Annotated in this window: 21 protein-coding genes; 8 read left to right on the plus strand and 13 right to left on the minus strand. The window is 66.6% G+C overall.

Annotated features, from left to right (window positions below):
- The 3 genes from mutS to FV217_RS08755 all read left to right on the plus strand — a co-directional run.
- On the plus strand, positions 1-1,553 hold a 1,553-nt coding region (gene mutS / locus FV217_RS08745; protein WP_147816809.1), incomplete at its 5' end, for a DNA mismatch repair protein MutS.
- Between the two features lie 88 nt (positions 1,554-1,641).
- Positions 1,642-3,060 (plus strand): MFS transporter, encoded by a 1,419-nt coding sequence (locus FV217_RS08750; protein ID WP_147816810.1) that lies wholly within the window; start codon positions 1,642-1,644, stop codon positions 3,058-3,060.
- Positions 3,057-3,977, plus strand: a complete 921-nt coding sequence (locus FV217_RS08755; protein WP_147816811.1) for an EcsC family protein — start codon at positions 3,057-3,059, stop codon at positions 3,975-3,977. The genes FV217_RS08750 and FV217_RS08755 overlap by 4 nt, the downstream gene beginning before the upstream one ends.
- 6 nt (positions 3,978-3,983) lie before the next feature.
- Here the strand turns inward: FV217_RS08755 and FV217_RS08760 are convergent, their stop codons facing one another.
- Entirely contained in the window at positions 3,984-5,378 is a 1,395-nt protein-coding gene (locus FV217_RS08760; protein WP_147816812.1) for a leucyl aminopeptidase family protein, read from the minus strand.
- Between the two features lie 117 nt (positions 5,379-5,495).
- On the opposite strand from FV217_RS08760, the gene FV217_RS08765 reads away from it, so the two are divergent.
- Positions 5,496-6,293, plus strand: coding sequence for a hypothetical protein (locus FV217_RS08765; protein WP_147816813.1), 798 nt, complete (start codon positions 5,496-5,498; stop codon positions 6,291-6,293).
- Positions 6,294-6,343: 50 nt separating this feature from the next.
- Here the strand turns inward: FV217_RS08765 and FV217_RS08770 are convergent, their stop codons facing one another.
- The 10 genes from FV217_RS08770 to FV217_RS08815 form a co-directional block, all read right to left on the minus strand.
- Positions 6,344-7,312, minus strand: coding sequence for a type II secretion system F family protein (locus tag FV217_RS08770; protein ID WP_147816814.1), 969 nt, complete (start codon positions 7,310-7,312; stop codon positions 6,344-6,346).
- Between the two features lie 37 nt (positions 7,313-7,349).
- Positions 7,350-8,318, minus strand: a complete 969-nt coding sequence (locus FV217_RS08775; protein ID WP_147816815.1) for a type II secretion system F family protein — start codon at positions 8,316-8,318, stop codon at positions 7,350-7,352.
- Positions 8,315-9,769: a CpaF family protein gene (locus FV217_RS08780; RefSeq protein WP_147816816.1), complete on the minus strand. Its 1,455-nt coding sequence runs from the start codon at positions 9,767-9,769 to the stop codon at positions 8,315-8,317. Before FV217_RS08780 ends, FV217_RS08775 begins: the two co-directional genes overlap by 4 nt.
- 131 nt (positions 9,770-9,900) lie before the next feature.
- Positions 9,901-11,154, minus strand: coding sequence for an AAA family ATPase (locus FV217_RS08785; RefSeq protein WP_147816817.1), 1,254 nt, complete (start codon positions 11,152-11,154; stop codon positions 9,901-9,903).
- A gap of 81 nt (positions 11,155-11,235) precedes the next feature.
- Positions 11,236-11,982 (minus strand): CpaD family pilus assembly protein, encoded by a 747-nt coding sequence (locus tag FV217_RS08790; RefSeq protein WP_147816818.1) that lies wholly within the window; start codon positions 11,980-11,982, stop codon positions 11,236-11,238.
- A gap of 66 nt (positions 11,983-12,048) precedes the next feature.
- Positions 12,049-13,518, minus strand: coding sequence for a type II and III secretion system protein family protein (locus FV217_RS08795; RefSeq protein WP_147816819.1), 1,470 nt, complete (start codon positions 13,516-13,518; stop codon positions 12,049-12,051).
- 8 nt (positions 13,519-13,526) lie between these two features.
- Positions 13,527-14,324 carry a Flp pilus assembly protein CpaB gene (gene cpaB / locus FV217_RS08800; RefSeq protein WP_147816820.1) on the minus strand — a complete coding sequence of 266 codons (798 nt, stop codon included), beginning with the start codon at positions 14,322-14,324 and terminating at the stop codon, positions 13,527-13,529.
- A 283-nt stretch (positions 14,325-14,607) separates the two neighbouring features.
- Complete coding sequence (locus tag FV217_RS08805) at positions 14,608-15,114, minus strand: prepilin peptidase (RefSeq protein WP_147816821.1); 507 nt, start codon at positions 15,112-15,114, stop codon at positions 14,608-14,610.
- Positions 15,115-15,243: 129 nt separating this feature from the next.
- Complete coding sequence (locus FV217_RS08810) at positions 15,244-15,417, minus strand: Flp family type IVb pilin (protein ID WP_147816822.1); 174 nt, start codon at positions 15,415-15,417, stop codon at positions 15,244-15,246.
- A 159-nt stretch (positions 15,418-15,576) separates the two neighbouring features.
- Positions 15,577-15,768 (minus strand): hypothetical protein, encoded by a 192-nt coding sequence (locus tag FV217_RS08815; RefSeq protein WP_147816823.1) that lies wholly within the window; start codon positions 15,766-15,768, stop codon positions 15,577-15,579.
- 65 nt (positions 15,769-15,833) lie between these two features.
- Here FV217_RS08815 and FV217_RS08820 point away from each other — a divergent pair, with 65 nt between their 5' ends.
- Both FV217_RS08820 and FV217_RS08825 read left to right on the plus strand, forming a co-directional pair.
- Positions 15,834-16,265: an Hsp20 family protein gene (locus tag FV217_RS08820; protein WP_147816824.1), complete on the plus strand. Its 432-nt coding sequence runs from the start codon at positions 15,834-15,836 to the stop codon at positions 16,263-16,265.
- Between the two features lie 118 nt (positions 16,266-16,383).
- Positions 16,384-16,653 (plus strand): DUF1150 domain-containing protein, encoded by a 270-nt coding sequence (locus FV217_RS08825; protein WP_147816825.1) that lies wholly within the window; start codon positions 16,384-16,386, stop codon positions 16,651-16,653.
- Between the two features lie 39 nt (positions 16,654-16,692).
- On the opposite strand, the gene FV217_RS08830 is transcribed toward FV217_RS08825, so the two are convergent.
- Entirely contained in the window at positions 16,693-17,490 is a 798-nt protein-coding gene (locus FV217_RS08830; RefSeq protein WP_147816826.1) for an alpha/beta hydrolase, read from the minus strand.
- Positions 17,491-17,690: 200 nt separating this feature from the next.
- Here FV217_RS08830 and FV217_RS08835 point away from each other — a divergent pair, with 200 nt between their 5' ends.
- Both FV217_RS08835 and infC read left to right on the plus strand, forming a co-directional pair.
- A complete protein-coding gene (locus FV217_RS08835; protein ID WP_147816827.1) occupies positions 17,691-18,911 on the plus strand; it encodes a glycosyltransferase family 4 protein in 1,221 nt (406 codons plus the stop codon).
- Between the two features lie 203 nt (positions 18,912-19,114).
- Positions 19,115-19,636 carry a translation initiation factor IF-3 gene (infC, locus tag FV217_RS08840; RefSeq protein WP_238180310.1) on the plus strand — a complete coding sequence of 174 codons (522 nt, stop codon included), beginning with the start codon at positions 19,115-19,117 and terminating at the stop codon, positions 19,634-19,636.
- Between the two features lie 188 nt (positions 19,637-19,824).
- On the opposite strand, the gene FV217_RS08845 is transcribed toward infC, so the two are convergent.
- Complete coding sequence (locus tag FV217_RS08845) at positions 19,825-22,164, minus strand: amylo-alpha-1,6-glucosidase (RefSeq protein WP_147816828.1); 2,340 nt, start codon at positions 22,162-22,164, stop codon at positions 19,825-19,827.
- Positions 22,165-22,262 lie beyond the last annotated feature (98 nt).

A 22,262-nucleotide genomic window follows, 5' to 3' on the forward strand; every position in this document is an offset into this window, starting at 1 on the left:
ACCTCGCCGCGCTTCGCGACGGGCTCGACGCCGCGGCGCGGATCGCCGACCGGCTGGCCTCGCTGCAGGGTGCGCCGCGAGCGCTATCCGTGATCGGCGAGCGCCTCGCAGGCATCGATACCGAACTCGTCGCAGAGCTTGCTGCCGCGCTCGCCGACGACCTGCCGCTCAACCGCCGCGACGGCGGCTTCGTGCGGGCCGGCTACCGTTCCGACATCGACGAGTCGCGCGAACTCGGCCGGGATTCCCGCAAAGTGATCGCGGCGCTCCAGGCCCGCTACGCCGAGGAATCCGGCTGCCGGACCCTGCGGATCAAGCACAACAACATGCTCGGCTTCTACATAGAGGTGCCGCAGGCGGTGGGCGAGGCCTGTCTCAAGGGCCTGATGCGCGATTTCGTGCATCGCCAGACCATGATCGACGCCATGCGCTTCACCAGTGTCGAACTCGGTGAACTCGAGTCGAAAATCTCCGGCGCCTCCGACCGCGTGCTCGCCATGGAAGGCCAGGTATTCGAGGCGCTGGCCGCCCTCGTCATGGCGCAGGCGACAGTGATCGCCGACGTCGCCGAAGCCTTGGCAGCCCTCGACGTGGCGGCGAGCCATGCGGAACTCGCGGTGGAACTCGACTGGGCCCGGCCGCGGCTCGACGAGGGTGTGGCCTTCGCTATCGAAGGCGGCCGCCATCCAGTGGTCGAGGCGGCTCTGCGCCGCTCGGGCGATCCGTTCATCGCCAACGACTGCGACCTGTCGGGGAAAGAGAGCGGACGCATCCGCCTCGTCACCGGCCCGAACATGGGCGGCAAGTCGACCTTCCTGCGCCAGAATGCGCTAATCGTCGTGCTCGCCCAGATGGGCGCGTTCGTGCCGGCGCGTTCCGCGCATCTCGGGCTCGTCGACCGGCTGTTCTCCCGCGTCGGCGCGGCGGACGATCTGGCACGCGGACACTCGACCTTCATGGTCGAGATGGTCGAGACGGCGGCGATCCTGAACCAGGCCACCCGCCGCTCCCTCGTGGTGCTCGACGAGATCGGGCGCGGGACGGCGACCTTCGACGGCCTGTCGATCGCCTGGGCCTGTCTCGAGCACCTGCACGAGAGCAACGGCTGCCGTTCCCTGTTCGCCACGCATTTCCACGAACTCACCGCGCTGTCGCAGCGGCTCTCACGGCTCGACAACGCGACGCTGCGGGTCACCGAGCATCGCGGCGATGTCGTCTTCCTGCATGAGGTGGTGCCGGGCGTCGCCGAACGATCCTACGGGCTGCAGGTCGCGCGCCTCGCCGGCCTGCCGAAAGGCGTGGTTGCGCGGGCCGGCGCGATCCTGAAGGGGCTGGAGGCGTCGGAGCGCGATCGGCCGACGCGCCGCAAGATCGACGACCTACCGCTGTTCGCAAGCCTCGCCGACGCACCGCCGCCCGAGGCGGCACAGGCCATCGTGGTCGACGACGCAATCGGAGCCCTCGTCGACGAACTCGATCCGGATGCGATGACGCCGCGTGAGGCCCTGGATGCGCTCTACCGCCTGAAGCGGGAACGCGCCCGCAAGGCGTAAGGCTCGTTCGAAGCCCGCATTGCCCCGCACGGCCCAAGACTGCCACGATGTTTGCGGATAAGGCGGCATTGCGCGAGGAGTTCGACCCATGGCCGCGATCACTGCAGGCGCGACCGAGCCCGTGGCCCGGAAGTTCCGCCTGCGCGACATCCTCGACGACCCGCGCATCATCCAGATGCTGGCGCTCGGCTTCTCCTCGGGCCTGCCGCTGCTTCTGGTGCTCGGCACCTTCACATTGCGGATGGCCGCATCCGAGATCGACATCAAGACGATCGGCTTGTTCAGCTACGTCGCGCTGCCGTACTCGCTGAAATTCCTCTGGGCTCCGACGATCGACCGGATCGACCTGCCGTTCCTGGCCGCCCGGCTCGGACGGCGACGGGCCTGGATGGTCCTCACGCAGGTCGCGACCGCGCTCTGCCTCGTGCTGATGGCCTTCTCCGATCCGAAGGAACACCTCGCACTGCTCGGTCTCGGCGCGTTCCTCGTCGCCTTCTGCGCGGCGACGCAGGACGTGGTGATCGACGGCTGGCGCATCGAGGCGGCCGGCACCGACATGCAGGGCATCCTCGCGGCGACCTCCAACCTCGGCTACCGCTTCGGCCTGATCCTGGCCGGTGCCGGCGCGCTCTACGTCGCGGCCTATGGCGGCTGGACCATGGCCTACCTGATCATGGCCGCCGCGATGGGCGTGGGTTTCGTGGCGGCCCTGTTCGCGGGCCGATACGACCGGAAGCAGGACGCGGATCCGACGCTTCCGCTCAAGCCTGCCAGCCGCGCGGACCGGATGCGCCGCGCGATCTTCGAGCCCTTGACCGAACTCCACGGCCGCATGGGCAACGCGCTCTACGCAGTGCTCCTGCTCGTCGCGCTCTACCGGATGCCGGACTTCATCTCCGGCGTGATGGCGAACCCGCTCTACATCAGGCTCGGCTACGACCTGAAGGAGATCGCGACGATTGCGAAACTCTTCAGCATCTGGGTCGGGATCGCGGGCGGCTTCGCCGGCGGCTGGGCGATCGCCCGCTTCGGCATGTTCCCCGCACTCGTCGCCGGCGCCTTCATCGCCGCGGCCTCGCATCTCTCGCTTGCGTGGCTGTCGCTCGGTGCGCCGGAGATCTGGCGCCTCGCGATCGCGGTCTCGGTGGAGAGCCTGTGCGGCTCCTTCGCCGGCATCGCCCTCATCACCTACATGTCGAGCCTGACGACACCCGGCTACGCGGCCACGCAATATGCCCTGTTCTCGTCGCTCTACGCGTTGCCTGGCAAGCTCGTCGCGGGAACATCGGGCTTCTTCGTGGCCGCCTACGGCTACCCCGCCTTCTTCACGATGACCGCCGCAATCGGCATCCCCGTGGTCGCGCTGTGTTTTGCGGTGGGACGCGTGCCCCAGCGTCGAGCCGCCGCGCAGCACGCGATCGCCGATGTTGCACCGGGGAACCCTTCGGCGGGTCGCGAGCTTGGAACAACCGGCATCCCGGCCGCAGCCGCGAGGGCGCAGACGTGAACGACATCTCCTTGGCCGGCGAGGTCCTGCCGGTCCCCATCGAAGCCTTTCGCTCCTTGAGCGACGCAGACCTGACTGCGCTCCGCCGCGCCGTCTCCGTGCTCGAGAAGCCGAGCCTCGCCACGCGGCTGTCGGCAGCGGCCGGCGCACCGCTCGACATGATCGGGCGCGCACTGCCGACGCCAGTGACCGACGTGGTGGCGCGCTCGGCCGAAGGCGCCATGCGCACGGCGCTTCGCGTCGCGCTGGCGACCCTGCCCGACAAGGCGGTCGCGTCCACGGGATCGGCCGTCGAGGTTCGGATCGGAGAGACGGGCAACCGGCTGAGCCGTCTGTTCCAGTCCAGCGACGCGAAGCACAAGGCCATGGCTGCGCTATCGGGCGCGCTCGGCGGCGCCTTCGGGCTCGCAACGCTCGCTGTGGAGTTGCCGGTCTCGACGACGTTGATGCTGCGCTCGATCGCCGAGATCGCGCGGGAGGAGGGCGAGGATCTGAGCGACCCGGAGAACGCGCTCGCCTGCGTCCAGGTCTTCGCCCTCGGCGGTCGCAACGGGGCCGAGACCGCCCTGTCCGAGAGCGGTTACTTCGCCGTCCGGGCAGCGCTCACCAAGACGATGGCGGAGGCCGCCAAATACGCCGCCAACCGCTCGGTGCTGGATTCGTCGGCGCCCGCGCTGATCCGCTTCGCCTCGCAGATCGCCTCGCGATTCGGCATCGTGGTCTCGCAGAAGGTCGCGGCCCAGGCCGTGCCGCTGATCGGAGCCTTTGGCGGTGCCGCGATCAACACCGCCTTCATGAACCATTTCCAGGCCATGGCCCGGGCGCATTTCACGGTGCGCCGCCTGGAGCGACGCTACGGCGAGACGACGGTCCGCGAGGCATACGCCTCCGAGAAGGATGCCCTCGGGCTCGGCTGAACGACCTCAGCCGGCCGGATACAGCGTCTTCAGCAAGGCGTGGACGAGGCGCGCGGTCTGGACCTCGCCACCCTCGGGGCGACCGGGCTTCGTCGAGGGGTTCCAGCCGTAGAGATCGAAATGCACGTGTCGCTTCGTCTTCGGAGCGAAGCGGCGCAGAAACAGTGCGGCCGTGATCGCTCCGGCGAATGGCCCGCCGGACACGTTGTTCAGGTCGGCGATCTTTGAATCGAGCAAGCTTGCATAGGGCGCGTGCAGAGGTAGCCGCCAGACCGGGTCGATCGCAGACATGCCGGCCTGCTCGATCGCCAGTGACAGCGCATCGTCCTCTGTGAAGAAGGCGGGAAGGTCGGGCCCCAGCGCCGTACGCGCCGCCCCGGTCAGGGTTGCAAAATCGACCAGCAGGTCCGGTTGTTCGGTGTCCGCGAGGGCCAACGCGTCGGCCAGGATCAGACGGCCTTCCGCGTCCGTATTGCCGATCTCGATGGTGAGGCCAGAGCGGGCCCGGATCACGTCTCCCGGACGGAAGGCATTGCCGGCGATTGCATTTTCGACGGTGGGGACAATCAGGCGCAGGCGCAGCTTCAGGCCCGATCCCATCACCATTTCGGCGGCGGCGAGCGCCGCGGCGGCACCGCCCATGTCCTTCTTCATCAGCAGCATGCCGCTGGACGGCTTGATGTCGAGCCCACCGGTATCGAACACGACGCCCTTGCCGACGAGCGTCACGCGCGGTGAGTCGGGCGCACCCCAGGTCAGGTCGATCAGGCGCGGGGCCCGCGGCGAGGCGGCGCCGACCGCGTGGACGAGGGGAAACTCCCGAGCGAGTTCGTCGCCGCCCGTCACCGCGATTGCGGCGCCGAAGCGCTCGGCGAGGATGCGCGCCGCGTCCTCGATCTCCGCCGGACCGAGATCGTTCGACGGGGTGTTGACGAGGTCTCGTCCGGCGGCGACGGCGCGGGCGACACGCAGGATGGCATCGGCATTGATGCAGTCCGACGCGACCAGGCTCGGGAGCTGTGCCGACGCGGCCTTGTAGCGGCCGAAGCGGTAGCTCGACAGCAGCCAGGCCAGGGTAGCCTCGCCGAGATCGACGCCGCCCTCAGGCTCGAATCGATAGCGGCCTTCCGGCAGCGATCCGACGAGCCTCCCGGCGACGAGACGATCGTGAGCCGCAGCGGCCGTGTCGCCGAGGCCGAACAGCACGCGATCGAGCGTGCCGTCGGGAGCCGGCAACAGGCAGACCCGCCCGGCTTTCGGTGAGAACCCCGTCGCCCCGGCATAGGCGCGCTGAATCGGCGACAGTCCGGCCTGGAAGGCCGGCCATTCCGCGGGCTCCAGGCAGCGGATCGGGATCGCAGCGGTTCCGGCTGGCAGCAGGTCGAGGCGGTCTGTCGGCATCGGCGCTCGTTTGGATATGGTCGGGGAGGGATCGGTTTACGGGCCGTTAGGGTTAACCGCCTATCACCGAAAGACCGGGACGGCGATGCCGTCGGCGACGGTGATGCGGAGCGTAACATGCGTGCGGAGGTCTCCTCGTCCGGCCGGGTCGGCCGGTTCCTCGGCACCGTGGCGCTCGTCGCCTTCCTCGCCGCGGGGTGTCAGTCGCGGTCTCCGGAGACGACCGGATCGATCGGCGGCTCGGCAGGACCTCGCAGCGTGACGCGCGGCGAGGTCGAGGCGCTCGGCACCAGCTACACCTCGGACCCTTCGGACATCCGGGGCGCTCTGCGCTACGCATCGGCGCTGCGCGCGACGAACCAGCGGACCCAGGCCGTCGCCGTGCTGCAGCAGGCCGCTCTCCGCAATCCCAAGGATCGCTATGTTCTCGCCGCCTACGGCAAGAGCCTCGCCGACGCCGGCCGGTTCTCCGAGGCCTCGGAAGTGCTTCAGAACGCCCATACGCCAGCCCAGCCCGACTGGCGCGTCCTCTCGGCACAAGGGACGGTGGCCGATCAGCTCGGCGATCATGCCCGGGCACAGGGCTTCTACGACGCAGCGCTCAAGATCGCGCCGAACGAGCCGTCGATCCTCTCGAATCTCGGTCTCTCCTACGTCCTGGCGCATCAACTCGACGAGGGCGAGAACACCCTTCGCCTTGCGGTGGCACAGCCGCGGGCGGATGCGCGCGTGCGGCAGAATCTTGCTCTGGCCCTCGGGCTGAAGGGCCGGTTCGACGAGGCGGAGGGCGTCTTACGTCAGGATCTCTCGCCCGAGGAGGCTTCCGCCAACGTCGCTTCGCTCCGCTCGATGGCGGCCCGGCAGGCTGCGAACCGCCGCCTCCCGAAGACGGCGGCGGTCCCGCCGCGCGGCTGAACGGTGCGGATTTCCCCTCGGAAGCGATCGAGCACCCCGATCGGGCGCGATCACTGGTAGTGGAAGATCTGGATGATCGCCGGCGTCAGGATGACGACGAACAGGACCGGCAGGAAGAACAGGATCATCGGCACGGTGAGTTTGGGCGGAAGCGCTGCAGCTTTCTTTTCTGCGTCGTTGAGCCTCTGATCGCGGCTTTCCTGCGCCAGAACCCGGAGTGCCTGTCCCACCGGCGTCCCGTAACGCTCCGCCTGGATCAGTGCCGTCGTGATCGATTTGACCGCGTCCAAGCCGACGCGGTTCGCCAGATTCTCGTAGGCCGCGCGCCTGTCGGGCAGATACGAAAGTTCCGCGACAGTTAGGGCGAACTCTTCGGCCAGCACCACCGATTGCGTTGCGATCTCGATGCCAACCCGCCGGAAGGAATTCTCGACCGCCATTCCCGATTCGACGCAGATCAGGGTCAGATCGAGAGCATCCGGCCATGCGCGCTTGATCTCCGCCTGCCGCTTGCTCGTGCGGTTCGACAGATAGAGTTCCGGCACCTTGATGCCGATGAAGAGCGCGAGGATCACCAACCCGAACCGGACGATGAAGGGTTGATCGAGCACACCGAGCACGAACAGGTAGAAAATCGCGACCACCGCCGCCACAGCCGGTGAGACGAGCCGGAAGAACAGGAACGCGGTCTCTGCGCCCTGGCCTCGGAAGCCGGCCATGACGAGCTTCGCTTTGGCCGTGTCGGTGCCGAGCCATGCGCTCAGCTGGAAGCGATCGACGATCCGCTTCATGTAGGCCTTGGGCTCGGAGCGGAGCGACGACTTGTTCGTCAGCTTTTCGCGCTCGCGCTGCCGCAACTGCTCGCGTTCGTCGCTGACGAGCTTCATGCGCTTACCGAGCTTGTCGGTCTCGACCAGCGGCTGCACCAGGGTGAACACGGTGGCCGCGGCCGCGAGGCCCGTCAGCACCATCGCTCCGACTTTCGGATTGGTCAGGAGCTCTATAAATGTCGCGCTCATGGTTGTGCTTCCCAGGCCGGTCTGCGCCGGGTCGACGTCAAATATCGAAGGTGATCATCTTCTTCATCGAGAAGATCCCGAGCGACATCCAGAAGGCGGATACCACCAGTGCCGCCTTGCCGACTGTCGTCGTCCAGAGCAGCGAGACGTAGTCCGGGCTCGATAGGTAAGTCAGCAGCGCCACGATGAACGGCAGGGCGGCGATGATGACGCCCGAGGCCTTGGCCTCCATGCTCATCGCCTGCACCTTGCCGACCATTTTCTTGCGCTCGCGCAGGACGCGGGAAAGGTTGCCCAAGGCTTCCGAGAGGTTTCCGCCCGATTTGGCCTGGATGGCGATGACGACGGCAAAGAAATTGACGTCGGTGACCGGCACGCGCTCGTACATCCGCAGGATCGCATCCGACATCGGAATGCCGACCGTCTGCGCTTCGACAGCGATCCGGAATTCGCTGCGTAGCGGTTCCTCCGCCTCGCGCGCGATGATGCGCAGGCAATCGCCGACGGGAATGCCCGAACGGATACCGCGGACCACGACGTCGATGGCGTTAGGCAGCTCGGCCACGAATTTCTTCGTGCGTCGCGCCTGAAGAAGGGACAACATCCAGATCGGCAACCCGAAGCCACCGGCGAAGAGTGCGCCGACCGCCGCCAGGGGCTCCCCGGTCAGGAACAGGGCGAGCAGCGCGAAGACGACGGCCATCACCGCTGCGACCACGAAGAAGCGTTCCCGCGACCAGTCGAGACCGGCTCGGGCCAACCGAACGTCCAGGGTTACCTTCCCGGTGTTCTTCTTGGCCTCGATCTCCTTGAGACTCTTGGCGACCTGATCGCGGCGGTTGAGCGCGGAGGCCCGGTCGACGGAAACCTTGACGGCACCGAGGGATTTCCGGCGTTGTTCCGCCCGCCGCTCGCTGGACAGCAGCGGCATCAGGAAAACGTAGGCGACACCGCCGGCGGCCACGGCCACGAGGCCAGCGGCGAGAGAGGCGCCCGACACGTTCATGCGGCCACTTCTCCCTGTGCGCTGGCCGCATCCAGAGCCGCGGCCAGCGCCTGCTCCTCGCCGTAATAGCGGGCCCGTTCCCAAAAACGCGGACGACCGATCCCGGTCGAGCGGTGGCGGCCGATCAGGCGTCCGTTCGCGTCCTCGCCGAGGATGTCATAGACGAACAAGTCCTGGGTAATGATGATGTCGCCCTCCATCCCCATCACCTCGGTGATGTGGGTGATGCGGCGCGAGCCGTCGCGCATGCGCATTGCCTGCACGATCACGTCGATCGATCCGGTGATCATCTCGCGCAGGGTGCGCGAGGGCAGCGAGAACCCGCCCATCGTGATCATCGATTCGATACGCGAGAGGCATTCGCGCGGGGAGTTGGCGTGCAGGGTCCCCATCGAGCCGTCGTGGCCCGTATTCATGGCCTGAAGCAGATCGAACGCCTCGGGTCCGCGCACCTCGCCGACGATGATGCGTTCGGGCCGCATGCGCAGGCAGTTCTTGACGAGATCGCGCATGCTGATAGTGCCCTGGCCCTCGAGATTCGGAGGCCTGGTTTCGAGACGCACGACATGGGGCTGCTGGAGCTGGAGTTCGGCAGCGTCCTCACAGGTAATGATGCGCTCGTCATGCTCGATGAAGGCGGTCAGGCAATTCAACAGGGTCGTCTTGCCCGAGCCGGTGCCGCCCGAGATCACCACGTTGCAGCGGACCTTGCCGATGATCTGCAAGATCTTTGCGCCCTCCGGCGAGATCGCGCCGAATTTGACCAGCTGTTCGAGAGTGAGCTTGTCCTTCTTGAACTTACGGATCGTGAGGCAGGGGCCGTCGATGGCGAGCGGCGGCGCGATCACGTTGACGCGCGAACCGTCGGGAAGACGCGCATCGCAGATCGGCGAGGCTTCGTCGACGCGCCGGCCGACCTGGCTGACGATGCGCTGGCAGATGTTCATCAGCTGCGCGTTGTCGCGGAAGCGGACGGACGTGAGCTGGATCTTGCCGTTCACCTCGATGAAGGTCCGGCTCGCGCCGTTCACCATCACGTCGGCGATGTCGTCGCGCGCGAGCAGCGGCTCGAGGGGACCGTAGCCCAGGACATCGTTGCAGATGTCGTCGAGCAGCTCCTCCTGCTCTGCGATCGACAGGACGATGTTCTTGAGGCCGATGATCTCCGAAACGATGTCGCGGATTTCCTCGCGGGCGCTTTCTCCGTCGAGGCGGGCGAGCTGGGTGAGGTCGATCGCTTCGATCAGCGCACCGAAGATCATGCTCTTCGTGCGGTAGTAGTCCTCGGATTTCTGAGGTGTTGCCGGTACCGCCACGGCCTGCTTCGGGGCCGGCGCATCGACGCGCGGCCGGGCGGGCTCTTCCTGATACAGCACCGGCGGCGCAACCTGCGCGGCCGGGCCGGGCACGCTGGCAGGTGCCGCCGCCGAACCTGATCGTCTACCGAACATCGCGCCGAGCGCCTTCCGATGTCTAGATCACGCTGCGTTTCGCTCGGATCGATCGAAACGCAGCGTGATCGATTCAAAAGTTGAGAGCAGGCTTCGCGCGAAAAACCGTTGCCGCTTTTTCGCAGCCTGCTCTAGGACGCCTTGCGGCGCGAGAGCTTGGCGAACAGGGGCTGGAGCGGATCGAGCATGTTCGCGCGGCCTCGGCGGATCTCCACGCGGCCGGTCACGGCCGCCGCCAGGGACGCGAAGATTTCGGCCGGTTTCGAATTGGCCTGCACCTCTGCGATCATCTGGCCGTTATTCGCCGCCGTGCCGAACAGAGCCGGATCGAAGGGCAGAACGGCACAGGGCGGCACGTCGAGCGCCTTGGCGAATTCCGCCGCGGCGATCTCGGGACGCTTGGTCATGCCGACGCCGTTGAGAACGACGCGGGCGCGGGCGTCGTTGGGCCGGCTCTGTGCCAGTACCGCGAGCAGGTTCTTGGTGTTGCGCAGCGAGGCGAGATCGGGCTGCGCGACGATCAGGATCTCGTCGGCTCCGACGAGGATGCGCTTCGTCCAGGCGGACCAGCCCTGCGGTACATCGAGCACGACACAGGGCACGGCAGCCCGCAACAGGTCGATCAGGGCATCGAATGATGCCTCAGAGAGGTCGACCGTCCGGTCCAGGGATGCGGGCGCCGAGAGCAGGCTGAGATTATCGCTGCACTTCGACAGCAGGCGGTCGAGCAGATTCGAATCGAGGCGTTCGGGCGCGAAGACCGCCTCGGCGATGCCCTGCGGCGGATCCTGGTTGAAGTTGAGGCTGGCCGTGCCGAAGGCAATGGACAGGTCCGCGATCACCGTCGCGGTTCCGTGCTCGCGCGCTACGGTCCAGGCGAGGTTGTGAGCGATCGTCGAGGCTCCGGCGCCCCCTCTGGCGCCGAAGACGGCGATGGTCCGGCCGACGGGCTTGGCCCCCGGCGCTGAGAACAGGTCCGAGATCGCGGTGATCAGGCCGAGCGGTTCGACCGGCGCCATCAGGTATTCGCTGACGCCGCGCTGGAGGAACTGGCGATAGAGCATCACGTCGTTGACGTGGCCGATGATGATGACCTTGGTGCCGGGGTCGCAAACCTCGGCGAGGGAATCGAGGCATTCGAGGGGGCGCGATTTCGGCCCCTGGATCTCGATGACGATTACGTTCGGCGTCGGCGCCTGCCGGAACGCTTCCACCGCGGCCGCACCGCCACCCATCTGGATGCGCACATGGGCCTTCTGCATGCGCCGGTCGCCGACCGCCGCCTCGATCAGCGCGGATGTCTCCGGCGTCTCGCAAAAGGCCTGGATGGTGATCCGAGGCACCGGGGCAATGATGCGGTCGATGGCCTCGTTCGGGTCCGGCATGTCTCGTTTCCGATTCGAGTGCTTGCGCGCCTTCGGTGGCAAGCGACGCGGGACGAACCGGCCGCCTGCTGGTGCGCCCAGCTACTGGAGCGCACCCTTCACGTTGGCCGTCCCATCCTGCCTCCATGTGGTTGACGGATCGTTGCCTTGGCGCAGCTTGTCGATGACCTGGGACCGGCGAACGGTGTCGATCCGGCCTTCCGGGCGGCCGCGGACGAGGTCCACGGGATCGGCAACCTGCGCAGCGATATTGGAGCGCGTGGCACAGCCGAGATTCCAGGACGGCTCGTTGCGCAGGTTGAAGGCCGGGTTGCTGACGCCGAGATCCTGCGGCCACATCCCACAAGCGCTCGCGACCTTAGCCTCCATACGTTCGAAGCTGAGTCTCAGCGGCGAGGCGAGGGACGGGTCGGCGACGGCGTAGCTCGCTACGACGACGGCACCAGACGGAACGCCGCCCTCCGTGCTACGCCTGCGGATTGCAGCACCGGTGCGCTCGACAGCCGCACTGACGCCGGGAGACACGCCGCGCGGAATGTCGATGGCGAGCCGCCCGCGGCCGTAGCGGCGGAATTCGAGCAGGAAGGCATCGACATCCGCCGCCTGGCGCGGGTCGAGATGACCGGGGCCGGTGGGAAAGACATCCAGAGTGCGGATGCCGTCGGCGAGGACGATGGGATGCCGCGCGCGCACGTCGTCGGGGTAGATGGACCCCGTCGCGGTGACACGGTCGCTTTTGCAGGCACCGAGCGAAGCGGCGAGCAGCACCAACGCCGCCAACGCCAGGGGCGATCGGGACGTCGGCGTCAGGGGAGCGTAGAGGGCCATCGTTCGCGATCCTGCTGCGGCCTCGGGCCGGCCATGGATGTCGGTGAGGGGTCGGGGAGAGCCGGCTCAGTCGGCGATGAAGCCGACGCGGCCACGATAGCCGCGTCCCAGCGAGCTGCCGCCGGCGGAGCCGTAGATCCGGTTCAGCCGGCCGAGCAGCACACCCTGCAGATCGGTGGCATCGACGAATCCGTCGTCGGGGCGCGCGACCTGCTGCGGCTGCATCGCCTTGGCGATGTACGGAGTGACCATGATCATCAGTTCCGTCTCCTGGCGCTGGTAGTCGCGCGAGCGGAACAGGGCGCCGAGGATCGGCAGGTTGATGAGCCCCGGCAGGCCGTTGATTGCGGCCTTCGACTTCTGCTGGATCAGGCCGGCCGTCATCATCGTCGCGCCGGAGGCGAGCTCCACCGTCGTCTCCGACTTGCGGACCGTGACGCCCGGCACGGAGGTGCTGGTGCTTCCGCTGACGAAAGTGAACGAGTTCTGCGGGTCGATCTCGGTCACGTTGGTGCCGACGCGGATCGAAATCCGGTTCTCCGACAGAACGATCGGGGTAAAGACCAGCGAGACGCCGTAGGGCTTGTATTGGATGCCGACCACGCAGTTCAGACCGCCGACGGCGCAGGCCTGGCTGGCCGGCACCGGAATTTCCCCGCCAGCGGTAAAATTCGCCGATTCGCCGGAAACGGCGGTCAGCGTGGGCTCGGCCAGGATGCGCGAGACGCCAGCCTGCTCGAAGGCTCGCAGGGTGGCGGTCAGACTTCCGCCACCGCCGGTGTTGACCGTACCGGAAAGGAGGTTGCCAGACGGGAACTGGCCGCCAGACAGCGAAAGCGGGGTCGCGTTGACGAGATTGAGGTTCGACCAGCCTCCGCTCAGGTTCACCCCGAACTGCTTGAGCACGACGCGCGCCACCTCGACCACGGTGACGCGCAGCATCACCTGATCCTTCTCGCGGATCGTCAGGTTGTTGATGATGGCGCCGCGGGTGCCCCCGGCACCGCCACCGCTCGCTCCGACGAAGCCGTTGGCGATATCGACGGCCTGCTGCGCCTCCGAGGCCGACGCGACACTCCCGGTCAGGATGAAAGAGTCGCCCGCCGCGCGGACGTCGAAGCGGCCGCCCGGAATGCTCTGGTTCAGTGTTTGGCGCAGGACGCTGATATCGCGCGCAACGGTGACATCGAGGGCCGCGATCTGACGACCGTCGCCATCCATCACGAAGATCGAGGTCGCACCGTTGGTGATGCCGATGATGAAGACCTTGCGTGTCGAGCGCACCACCGCGTTGGCGACCGCCGGATTGGCGACGAACACCTCCTTCGCATCGCGCGGAAGGTCGACGATCAGGGAACGGCCGATGCTGAGGTCGACCCTGCGCGAGGCCGAGGATTCGTTCGCCCCCACCGAAAGCACGGGAGCTTGACCGAGGCGCGGGTCGGGCTGCGCCTCCGCACGGCCGAAGGCCACACAGGCCATTGCGAGCGTGCAGAGGGCGGGAAGGAGCAGACGCTTGCGGTTCATCGTCATCATGGCGCTCCTCACTTACGCAGCTGCTTCTGGGCGACGCCGAAGCGGACGACCGTGAGCGCCGTCTCTGGCGCGGGCTCTGCGGACGCCGTGTCGTTGGCTTTGCCGGTATCGAGGATGCTGCGCAGCACGAGGGAGATCGAGCCGACCTTCTGGGCGAGCGTCACCGTCTCGGCCTGGGCCGGAGTCAACGCGAGCGTCGCCGTTTCCCCGGTGACCACGGTCTCGCCGTTGCGCTCCTGGACGACCTGGCCGACCGCCAGCACGCGGATGTCGGTGAGCAGGGTCTGGGCCGTCTGGACGGGCTGCTCGCTGCTCCCGCCCGGTCCGGCCTTGGCGACGCTGATGCTGATGACGTCGACGTGGTCGTTGGGAAGCACGAAGCCGCCGGCCGAACTCGACCCGCCTTTGGCGATCTCGATCGCGACGGCGCGCATGCCCGAAGGCAGGATCGCCGACATGAAACCGCTGCCAGCCTTCACAAGCTTTTCGGTACGGATCGGCTCGTTGGCGAGGAAGCTCGTGCGGATGATCGATCCGGACGCGTCTTCGAGCCCTTTGGGAACTGCGGAGCGGGTGATGTAGCCCGCAGTCAACGCTTGGTCCGGCCAGGGTTGCCAGCGCAGATCCTGAGCCTTGAGAGTTTGGCCGACGGGCAGGTCTGCCGCCGCGACCAGCACATCCGTCATCGCCACAGCGGGCGCAGACGCCGGAGCGGGCGGAGGGGCTTCCTCGCCGCTCATCAGATACGCCGCGCCACCGCCCGCGACGAGCGCGATGGCGAGGACGGCGAGGCGGGCTGGTTTCATCGGAGCCAATGTCCTGACGACGGCTCAAGCGCCGTTCGTTCGTCAGGTTTGAGCGGGATTCCTCAAATTAGGGTTAACCGATCGTGATCAAGTCACCCCGCAACGCGCGCGGTGTCGTCCTGCGTCGCCATATCGATGTGTCGGTTCCCGCATAGGTCGATGGATCTCGCGAAGTCTCAATCCGAGATGGAAAGTAATCCAGCTGGCATCTCGATTTGCCACAGGCTCGACTGAGAATCGGCTTCTCTACACAGAGGGGAGTGGCCGTCTCATCGACGCTGGCTCAAAGGCCGAGCAGGTCCGACCAGAGCACCGTCTGCGGTACGACGACGAGACCGGCCACAGCGAGCGCGATGCCGTATGGCACGCCGGTCGTGCGATCGTGCAGATGGACGGCGAAGGGGAGGCGAACCAGCAGCGACGGCAGAGGATGTGACCGGGCGGTCAGCAATCCAAGGGTCAAGCCACCGCCGAGAACCGAAGCGACGAGCAGGTAATCCAGCATGTTGCCGGCACCGAGCCACAGTGTCGTCGCGGCGGCGAGCTTGGCATCTCCACCACCGATCAACCCGCGGGCGAAGAGTGCGAAGGTCACGCACAACGTCAACGCCGCAGCCCCGACATGCCAACCGATCTCCGCCCATCCGAGCCCGGAGAAGGTGGCGACGATGGCGAAGCCGGAGATCAGCGCAAGCGAAATCCAGTTCGGGATGGTCATCGTCAAGAGATCGCTCGAGGCGGCATAAGCCATCAGGAACGGAAAAACGACGAGAAGACCCGAGGCGCCCATACCGTGAAACTCCTGATGCGGTCCGGGCGGCCGCGATCGTGCGTCTGATGACTTGAAAGGGCCGATCCTAGGAGCGGCCCTTTCAACAGTAACAGTCGATGTAGGACGACGAGATCGTCGGCCGACAGCTCAGGTCGGAGCGTTCAGCTTGCCGGCGATGCCGTTGAAGGTGGTGTTGAGCTTCGTGCCGAGGGTCGTCGCTCCAGCGATGATGGCAACGGCGACGAGCGAGGCGATGAGGCCGTACTCGATGGCGGTCGCGCCGGACTCGTCGGCGGCGAAGCGCTTCATGATGGTCTTCATGGTGCAAATCCTGGTCTGGCAGCTTGCGCGATGTCTGTCGGAGATCTGTTGGTCGACCTTCGGCTCCTGCAAACTGCTTGAGGGACGTTGCGATAGGGTTAAATGGATGCCCGAAACCACCAGGCCCGGTTGCGTTCCCACGCGATGGTTGAGGATTGGTTACCCGAAGGATGACGGTGCTTCGGGTATCGGGCCGTCGTCGTCGGCGGGCTTCGTCGGAATGGGCCCGTTCGGATCGCCCGTTGCCGAGCCACGGCGTGGCTTGATCGCACCCGGTGCGCCCTCCATATCGATGGTAACGGCGAGCCATCGCCGCCGGAAGCGCTGCAGCGAGCGGGCTTCCTGATCCACGAAGTGCTTATCTGGACGCGCCTTTCCGGTGCCATCCTGAGGCTTCGAAAGGTTCGCGCGAGACGATGACACGGCCTTCTCCGTTCGGGCACCCGTTCCTGTTGGGCTTCGACGAGATCGAACAGGCTCTCGACCGCGTGTCGAAGGCCGCGAACGACGGCTATCCGCCCTACAATATCGAGCGTGTGCCGCGCACCGCGTGCGAACCGGAGCGTCTGCGCATCACCCTCGCTGTCGCCGGCTTCACCCGCGACCAGCTCGACGTGATGCTGGAAGAGAACCAGCTGGTCGTCCGTGGCCGGCAGATCGACGACAAGACGCGTCAGTTCCTGCATCGCGGCATCGCTGCCCGGCAGTTCCAGCGCACTTTCCTGCTCGCGGACGGGATGGAGGTGCTCGGTGCCGACCTGTCGAACGGACTTCTGTCCATCGACTTGGCACGGCCAGAGCCGGAACGGGTCGTCCGCAAGATCGCGATCGTCGCCAGGGACACTTGAGACAAGGATGGGTGAGGTCTCACACCTGACGGGATGATCGTTTCACCGATCCGGAGTTGTCGCCGCACTGAGGCGGGACCACATGCCGGAGAACGCTCTGCCACTTGGAGGGCAACGCATGACAGACCTCGACACGACTTCCACGGTTGCACCACAGTTCAACCCGGCCGAGTTTGCCTCTCTCGGCGAGGGTCAGATCGCCTATGTCCGCGCGATCCGCTCGGACGAGGTCCGTCGGTTGTTTCCGCAGGCGCCCGACTTGACCCCTGGGTTGGACCTCTTCGCGCTGCTGTCGGCGAGCGGTGCGCCGATCCTGCTGGCCGACTCGCATGACGTCGCCGTGGCGAACGCGATGGCGCACGATCTCCACACAGTAAGCCTGCACTGACGGGAGCCATCAGGGAGCGGCGAGAGCCGGTCCCTGATCCTAGTCGGCGATCGCCGCAACGGTGCGCAGGATCAGACCGATGTCCTGTGGCCGCGACAAACGGTGGTCGCCATCCTTGATCAGGGTCAGCAGGGTGCCAGCTGCCGGAAGCTGTGCGACGGTCTTCAGGGCGTGCGCATAGGGTACGTCTGGATCGTTCATCCCCTGGAGAATGTGGACCGGGCAGCGCAAGTCCAATGGTCCCGTCAGGAGCCGGTTGCGCCGGCCGTCTTCGATCAGAGCCAAAGTGATCGGATCGGGCTCGGGGGCGTAGTCCGTTTTCCGATACCAGACGCCGTTCTGCTCGATCTCGGCCCGGACCTCGGCGGGAAAAGCCTCCCACATCAGGTCATGCGTGAAGTCGAGCGCTGGCGCGATCAGTACGATTCCTGCCGGGGCCGGGCACCCGTGCGCGAGCCGCTCGCGAACGGCGAGACAGGTTACCCAGCCACCCATCGACGAGCCGACGAGGACCGGGCGATCATCCGCAAAACGTTCCAGGACCGCGAGCGCATCTTCGACCCAGGTCGAGGTCACGGCATCGGCAAAGCGCCCCCCCGATATGCCGTGCCCCGTGTAGTCGAACCGCACGAGCGGACGCCCGTGGCTCGCCGCCCAGGCATCGAGCGCCAACGCCTTGGTGGCGCGCATGTCCGACCGAAATCCGCCGAGCCAGACGATCGGACGGCCTTCGCCGGAGCGGACACGTACGGCGATGTCGCGACGATCGCCACCGGCTCCGACAGAGATCTTGACGATCGGCAGATCGTCCCGAAGTGCGTCGGTTTGAGATGCCATGCCTTGCCGTTCCTCTCACGCAAGCCGGGTCCGTCCACAGAGCTTCCGGGCTTCGTTTACGGAAACCTAAAGCGCGCGCGCGATCTTGAAGCAATGATGGAGATCGAAACGGCCGACTGCCTTGAGGCAGCGCGATGCACGGCCGCACGGCCGACGACCGGACCGGCCATTGCCGAAGCCGGTCGGCCGGGGTTTTTGCGATGAGCGAGGCGATCCGCTCGGCATTTCCCGGCGAGGCCGCGCCGCTCGCCGGTCAAAATATCCTGCAGATCATTCCGGCTCTCAATGCCGGCGGCGCAGAGCGCACGACGGTGGATATCGCGGAGGCCATCGCGGCGGCAGGCGGCCGGGCGCTCGTGGCCACCGAGGGCGGCCGGCTCGTCGGCGAGTTGCAGGCCAAGGGTGGCGTCTGGCTGCCGTTCCCCGCCGATTCCAAGAATCCGGCGGCGATGGCGCTCAACGTCCTGAAGTTGACCAGCCTGTGCCGACGGGAGGGCGTCAGCCTGATCCATGCGCGCTCGCGCGCCCCGGCCTGGGTCGCCCTAGGCGCAGCGCGACGGCTCAAGCTCCCCTTCGTGACGACCTATCACGGCAGCTATTCCGGCCTCAGTGGCGTCAAGGTGCTCTACAATTCGGTGATGGCGCGCGGCGATGTCGTCATCGCCAACTCGCACTACACGGCAGATCTCATCCGCAACCGGCACCCCGACCAGGCGAAGGACCGGATCCGGGTCATTCACCGTGGGACGGATCTTTCTACCTTCAGTCCCGGCGCCGCCACGGCCGGGCGGGTCGAAGCCTTGCGCCGATCCTGGGGCGTGGCCTCGCACGAGCGGATCATCCTGCTGGCGGCCCGTCTGACTGCCTGGAAAGGGCAGCGCGTGCTGATCGAGGCGGCGGCCTTGTTGCGGGACCGCGGACTCAAGGACATCGCGGTGGTCCTTGCCGGTGATGCGCAGGGACGCACGAGCTACGAGCGCGAACTCGATTCCCTCGTCGCGGCGCGCGGCCTCGGCGGGATCGTGCGTCGCGTCGGCCATTGCAACGACATGCCGGCTGCCTTCCGGGCAGCCTCTGTCGTCGCCGTACCGTCGGTCGAGCCAGAGGCGTTCGGACGATCGGCGGTCGAAGCGCAGGCGCTCGGAACTCCCGTGGTCGTCACCGACATCGGAGCCGTGCCGGAAACGGTGCTCGCTCCCCCTGAGGTCGAGCCGTCCCGACGTACGGGCTGGCGCGTGCCGCCGAACGATGCGGTCGCTCTCGCCGATGCGCTCGGCGAACTGCTCTCCCTCGGTGCCAGCGCGCGCGATGCCCTGGCCCTTCGGGCGAGGGCGCATGTCGAAAGCCACTTCTCCCTGGAGACGATGGTCGCCGACACCCTGGACGTCTATGATGGCCTCCTCAGGCCGCGCAGGGCGTAAGGCTTGGCGCCGGCCACGTAGGCGGAGCGGATCTTGGGATGAACCGATCCGTGATCGACGAGTTGACTTGCCGAGAGGTTTTGCCAAGGTGCTGCAAACCGGCCAAGCCGGTTCACATGGTGGCCGGGACCTGCCAAGGGGCGGATCCGCGCTGCCCTTCGCTGTTTTAGGAGAATAAAGCCATTCGTAGACCCATGAGAGCGATGCCGGCCCCGCAGAAGGACGGGCCGCGCGCGAACCGCGACATCCGGGGCGTCCGTGACGTTCAGCTCATCGACCAAGACGGGCAGAACAAGGGCGTCGTATCCTTCTTCGACGCCTTGGCCATGGCCGAGGAAGTCGGGCTCGACCTCGTCGAGATCGCGCCGAACTCCGTACCTCCCGTCTGCAAGTTCCTCGATTACGGGCGTTTCCGCTTCCTCGAGCAGAAGAAGCAGAACGAGGCGCGCAAGCGCCAGAAGACGGTCGAGGTGAAGGAGATCAAGCTCCGTCCCGGGATCGACAAGCACGACTACGACACCAAGATGAAGTCGGTGCACCGGTTCTTCGAAGAGGGCGACAAGGTGAAGGTCACCCTGCGCTTCCGCGGTCGCGAGATGGCCCACCAGGACATCGGACTGCGTCTTCTGGAGCGTGTGAAGACCGAGACAGCCGAGATTGCCAAGGTCGAGAGCGAGCCGATGCTCGAAGGCCGCCAGATGATCATGATCCTGGCACCGCGTTGACCGCAGTTTGGTCGCGTAGTTTTCAGCCGATCGCCGTTTTCGCCGCCTCCCGGAGAGGCGGCGTTTTCGTATCGGCGACCTGTTGAGCAGCGACGGCACCTCCATCATTCGAGATTTTCGCCCTTAACGATTCCCGGAATGATGGAGAAGGGAGTGCCGACCCAGTCGGCCGACACCCCAGCGTCCTTCTACTTCAGCAGCGAGATCTGCACGTCGCCGATCCGACGCTCCACCGCGACGGTGACGTCGTCGCCGTGGCGGTGGACACGCAAATCCACCCGCGATGCGCCGAGCTTCAGGTTGTACAGCGTGATGCCGTCGAGGAAGCGCGGCAGGATCGGATTGCGCAGCCGGATCCGGTTCTTGTCGTGTTCGATCTCCAGGCCGAGGCAGGAGGCGAGCAGCGCGAAGGGCGTCGCCGCCGCCCAGGCCTGCGGCGAGCAGGCGACCGGGTAATTCACCGGCCCGCGCTGACGCCGCCGCATGAAACCGCAGAACAGTTCCGGCAGGCGCTTCTGATCCTGGTAGAGGGCGGTGTCGAACAGCCCCTCGAACACCCGCGCCGCCTCGGCCTTGAGGCCGTAGCGGGCAAAGCCCAACGCGATCATCGCGTTGTCGTGCGGCCAGATCGAGCCGTTGTGGTAGGACATCGGGTTGTAGCGCGCCTGTCCTTTGGCGAGCGTGCGGATACCCCAGCCGTTGTAACCGTCCGTCGAGAGCAGCTGGCCCGCCACCGCCTCCGCCCGCTCCGGCAGGGCGATGCCGGTGAACAGGGCGTGGCCGGCATTCGACGAGCGCACGGCGCATTGCCGCTTCTCGCCATCGAGGGCGATGGCATAGGTGCCGATCTCCTCGCACCAGAAAGCCTTGTCGAAGGCCTCCCGCAGGTCGCGCGCCTGGGCCTTCAGCGTCTCGGCGCGGCCTTCCTGGCCGAGCAGGCTTGCGAGCTTGGCGGCACCCTTCTTGGCCGCGAAGACGTAGCCCTGCACCTCGCAGAGCGCGATCGGCGCCTTGGCCATGGTGCCGTCGGCGTGAAAGATCGAATCGTGGCTGTCCTTCCAGCCCTGGTTCGCCAGCCCCTGCTCGGTCTCACGGGCGTATTCGACGAAGCCGTCGCCGTCCCGGTCGCCGTACTGGTCGATCCAGTCCAGGGCGAGCTCGATCGACGGCCAGATCGCCTTGATCGTCTCCAGGTCGCCGGTGACGGCGTAGTATTCCCAAGCCAGCATCACGAAGAGCGGCGTGCCGTCGATAGTGCCGTAATAGTGCCGGAACGGCACCTCGCCGAGCATCGCCATCTCGCCACGACGGGTCTCGTGCAACACCTTGCCGGGCTGGGCGTCGGCGGCCGGATCGACGGTCTTGGCCTGTGTCGCCGCGAGGAAACGCAGCACGCCCTTGCCGAAATTCGGGTCGATCCAGAGCGCCATCATCGCGGTGATGATGCCGTCGCGGCCGAACACGGTGGAATACCAGGGGATGCCGGCGAAGGGGTAGATGCCCTCCTGCGTCCGGCTCGCCAGCATGTAGAGGTCGGCGGTCGCCCGGCAGAGCGCCTCGTTGAATTGGTCGTTCGACGAGATGATCGTGGTGATGCCCGCCGTGAGTTGGCGTTGGTCGCGGCGGCTGTCGCGATAGGCGCGCGCGAAGACGCGGCCCTCGGGCAGGCCCCGGGTCGGCTGGTCGCCACCACTGCCGGAGGCGCGCGAGAGGGCCGCCGCCGAATCCTCGCCGGTCCGCTCCGCGCTCGGCGCGCTGGTGAAGGCGCGGTGAGAATCGCAGACGACGCGGATGAACAGCGAAGTGTGCTCGCCCGGCGCCATCGACACCTCGAACTCGGCACGGCCCGGCTCGATCCGTACTGGCTTGGGGCCAAAATGCACGGAAGTGGTCCGCACGATCTCGTCGAGGCCGACATAGCGAAACTGCACCTCGCTCGGGCTCGACACCTGCACGGTGCGCTTGCCGAAGCGGGTACGGGCCGTACCGCGGACCTCGAACAGGTCGCGGTAATCCGCATCGAAGGTCACGGCGATCCGCAGCGTACGGCGACGGGTGTCGTAGTTTCGGAGCCCGATGCGATCGTAGCAGGTAGCGCGGAACAGAAACTTGGTGCGTTCGATCGCGATCAACTCGCGCGGCAGCGAGGTCTCGTCCTGCGCATCGATCCGGATGTCAGGCGTCGTCATGTCGACGCTGAGTGCGCCGTTGTCGTCCTGCATCACGGAGGACAGGATCAGCGGACGCTGGTCCTCGACGGTGAAGGCGAGGCGCGAGAGATAGCGCGTGTCCTGGAAATAGATGCCCTCGGGACCGGGGAAGACGCCGATGTCGCCGTAGGTGTCGAGGACCGCGAACGCTTCGCCGTATTTCAGGGCGCGAAGCGGACGCTCAACGAGCGAGGTCTGGGCCTCGATATGGTATTGCGGAAGCGCCTCGTCGGCGTCCTGGAAGCCAAGGATCGGCTGAGGGTTCGTGTCGTCGGAAGAGATGACCTTGGCCTTCGCCGATGCCTCGTCAACTGCCATACCGAATGCCCTCTGCTGGGATGATGCCGGAGTGTCCGCGCTGCAGCGCGAATCATAAAGGCCGCCGATGCGCGGTGAGCGAAGCGGCGGCCAGCGTC

The organism is Methylobacterium sp. WL9 (genome assembly GCF_008040035.1).
GTDB lineage: Bacteria > Pseudomonadota > Alphaproteobacteria > Rhizobiales > Beijerinckiaceae > Methylobacterium > Methylobacterium thuringiense.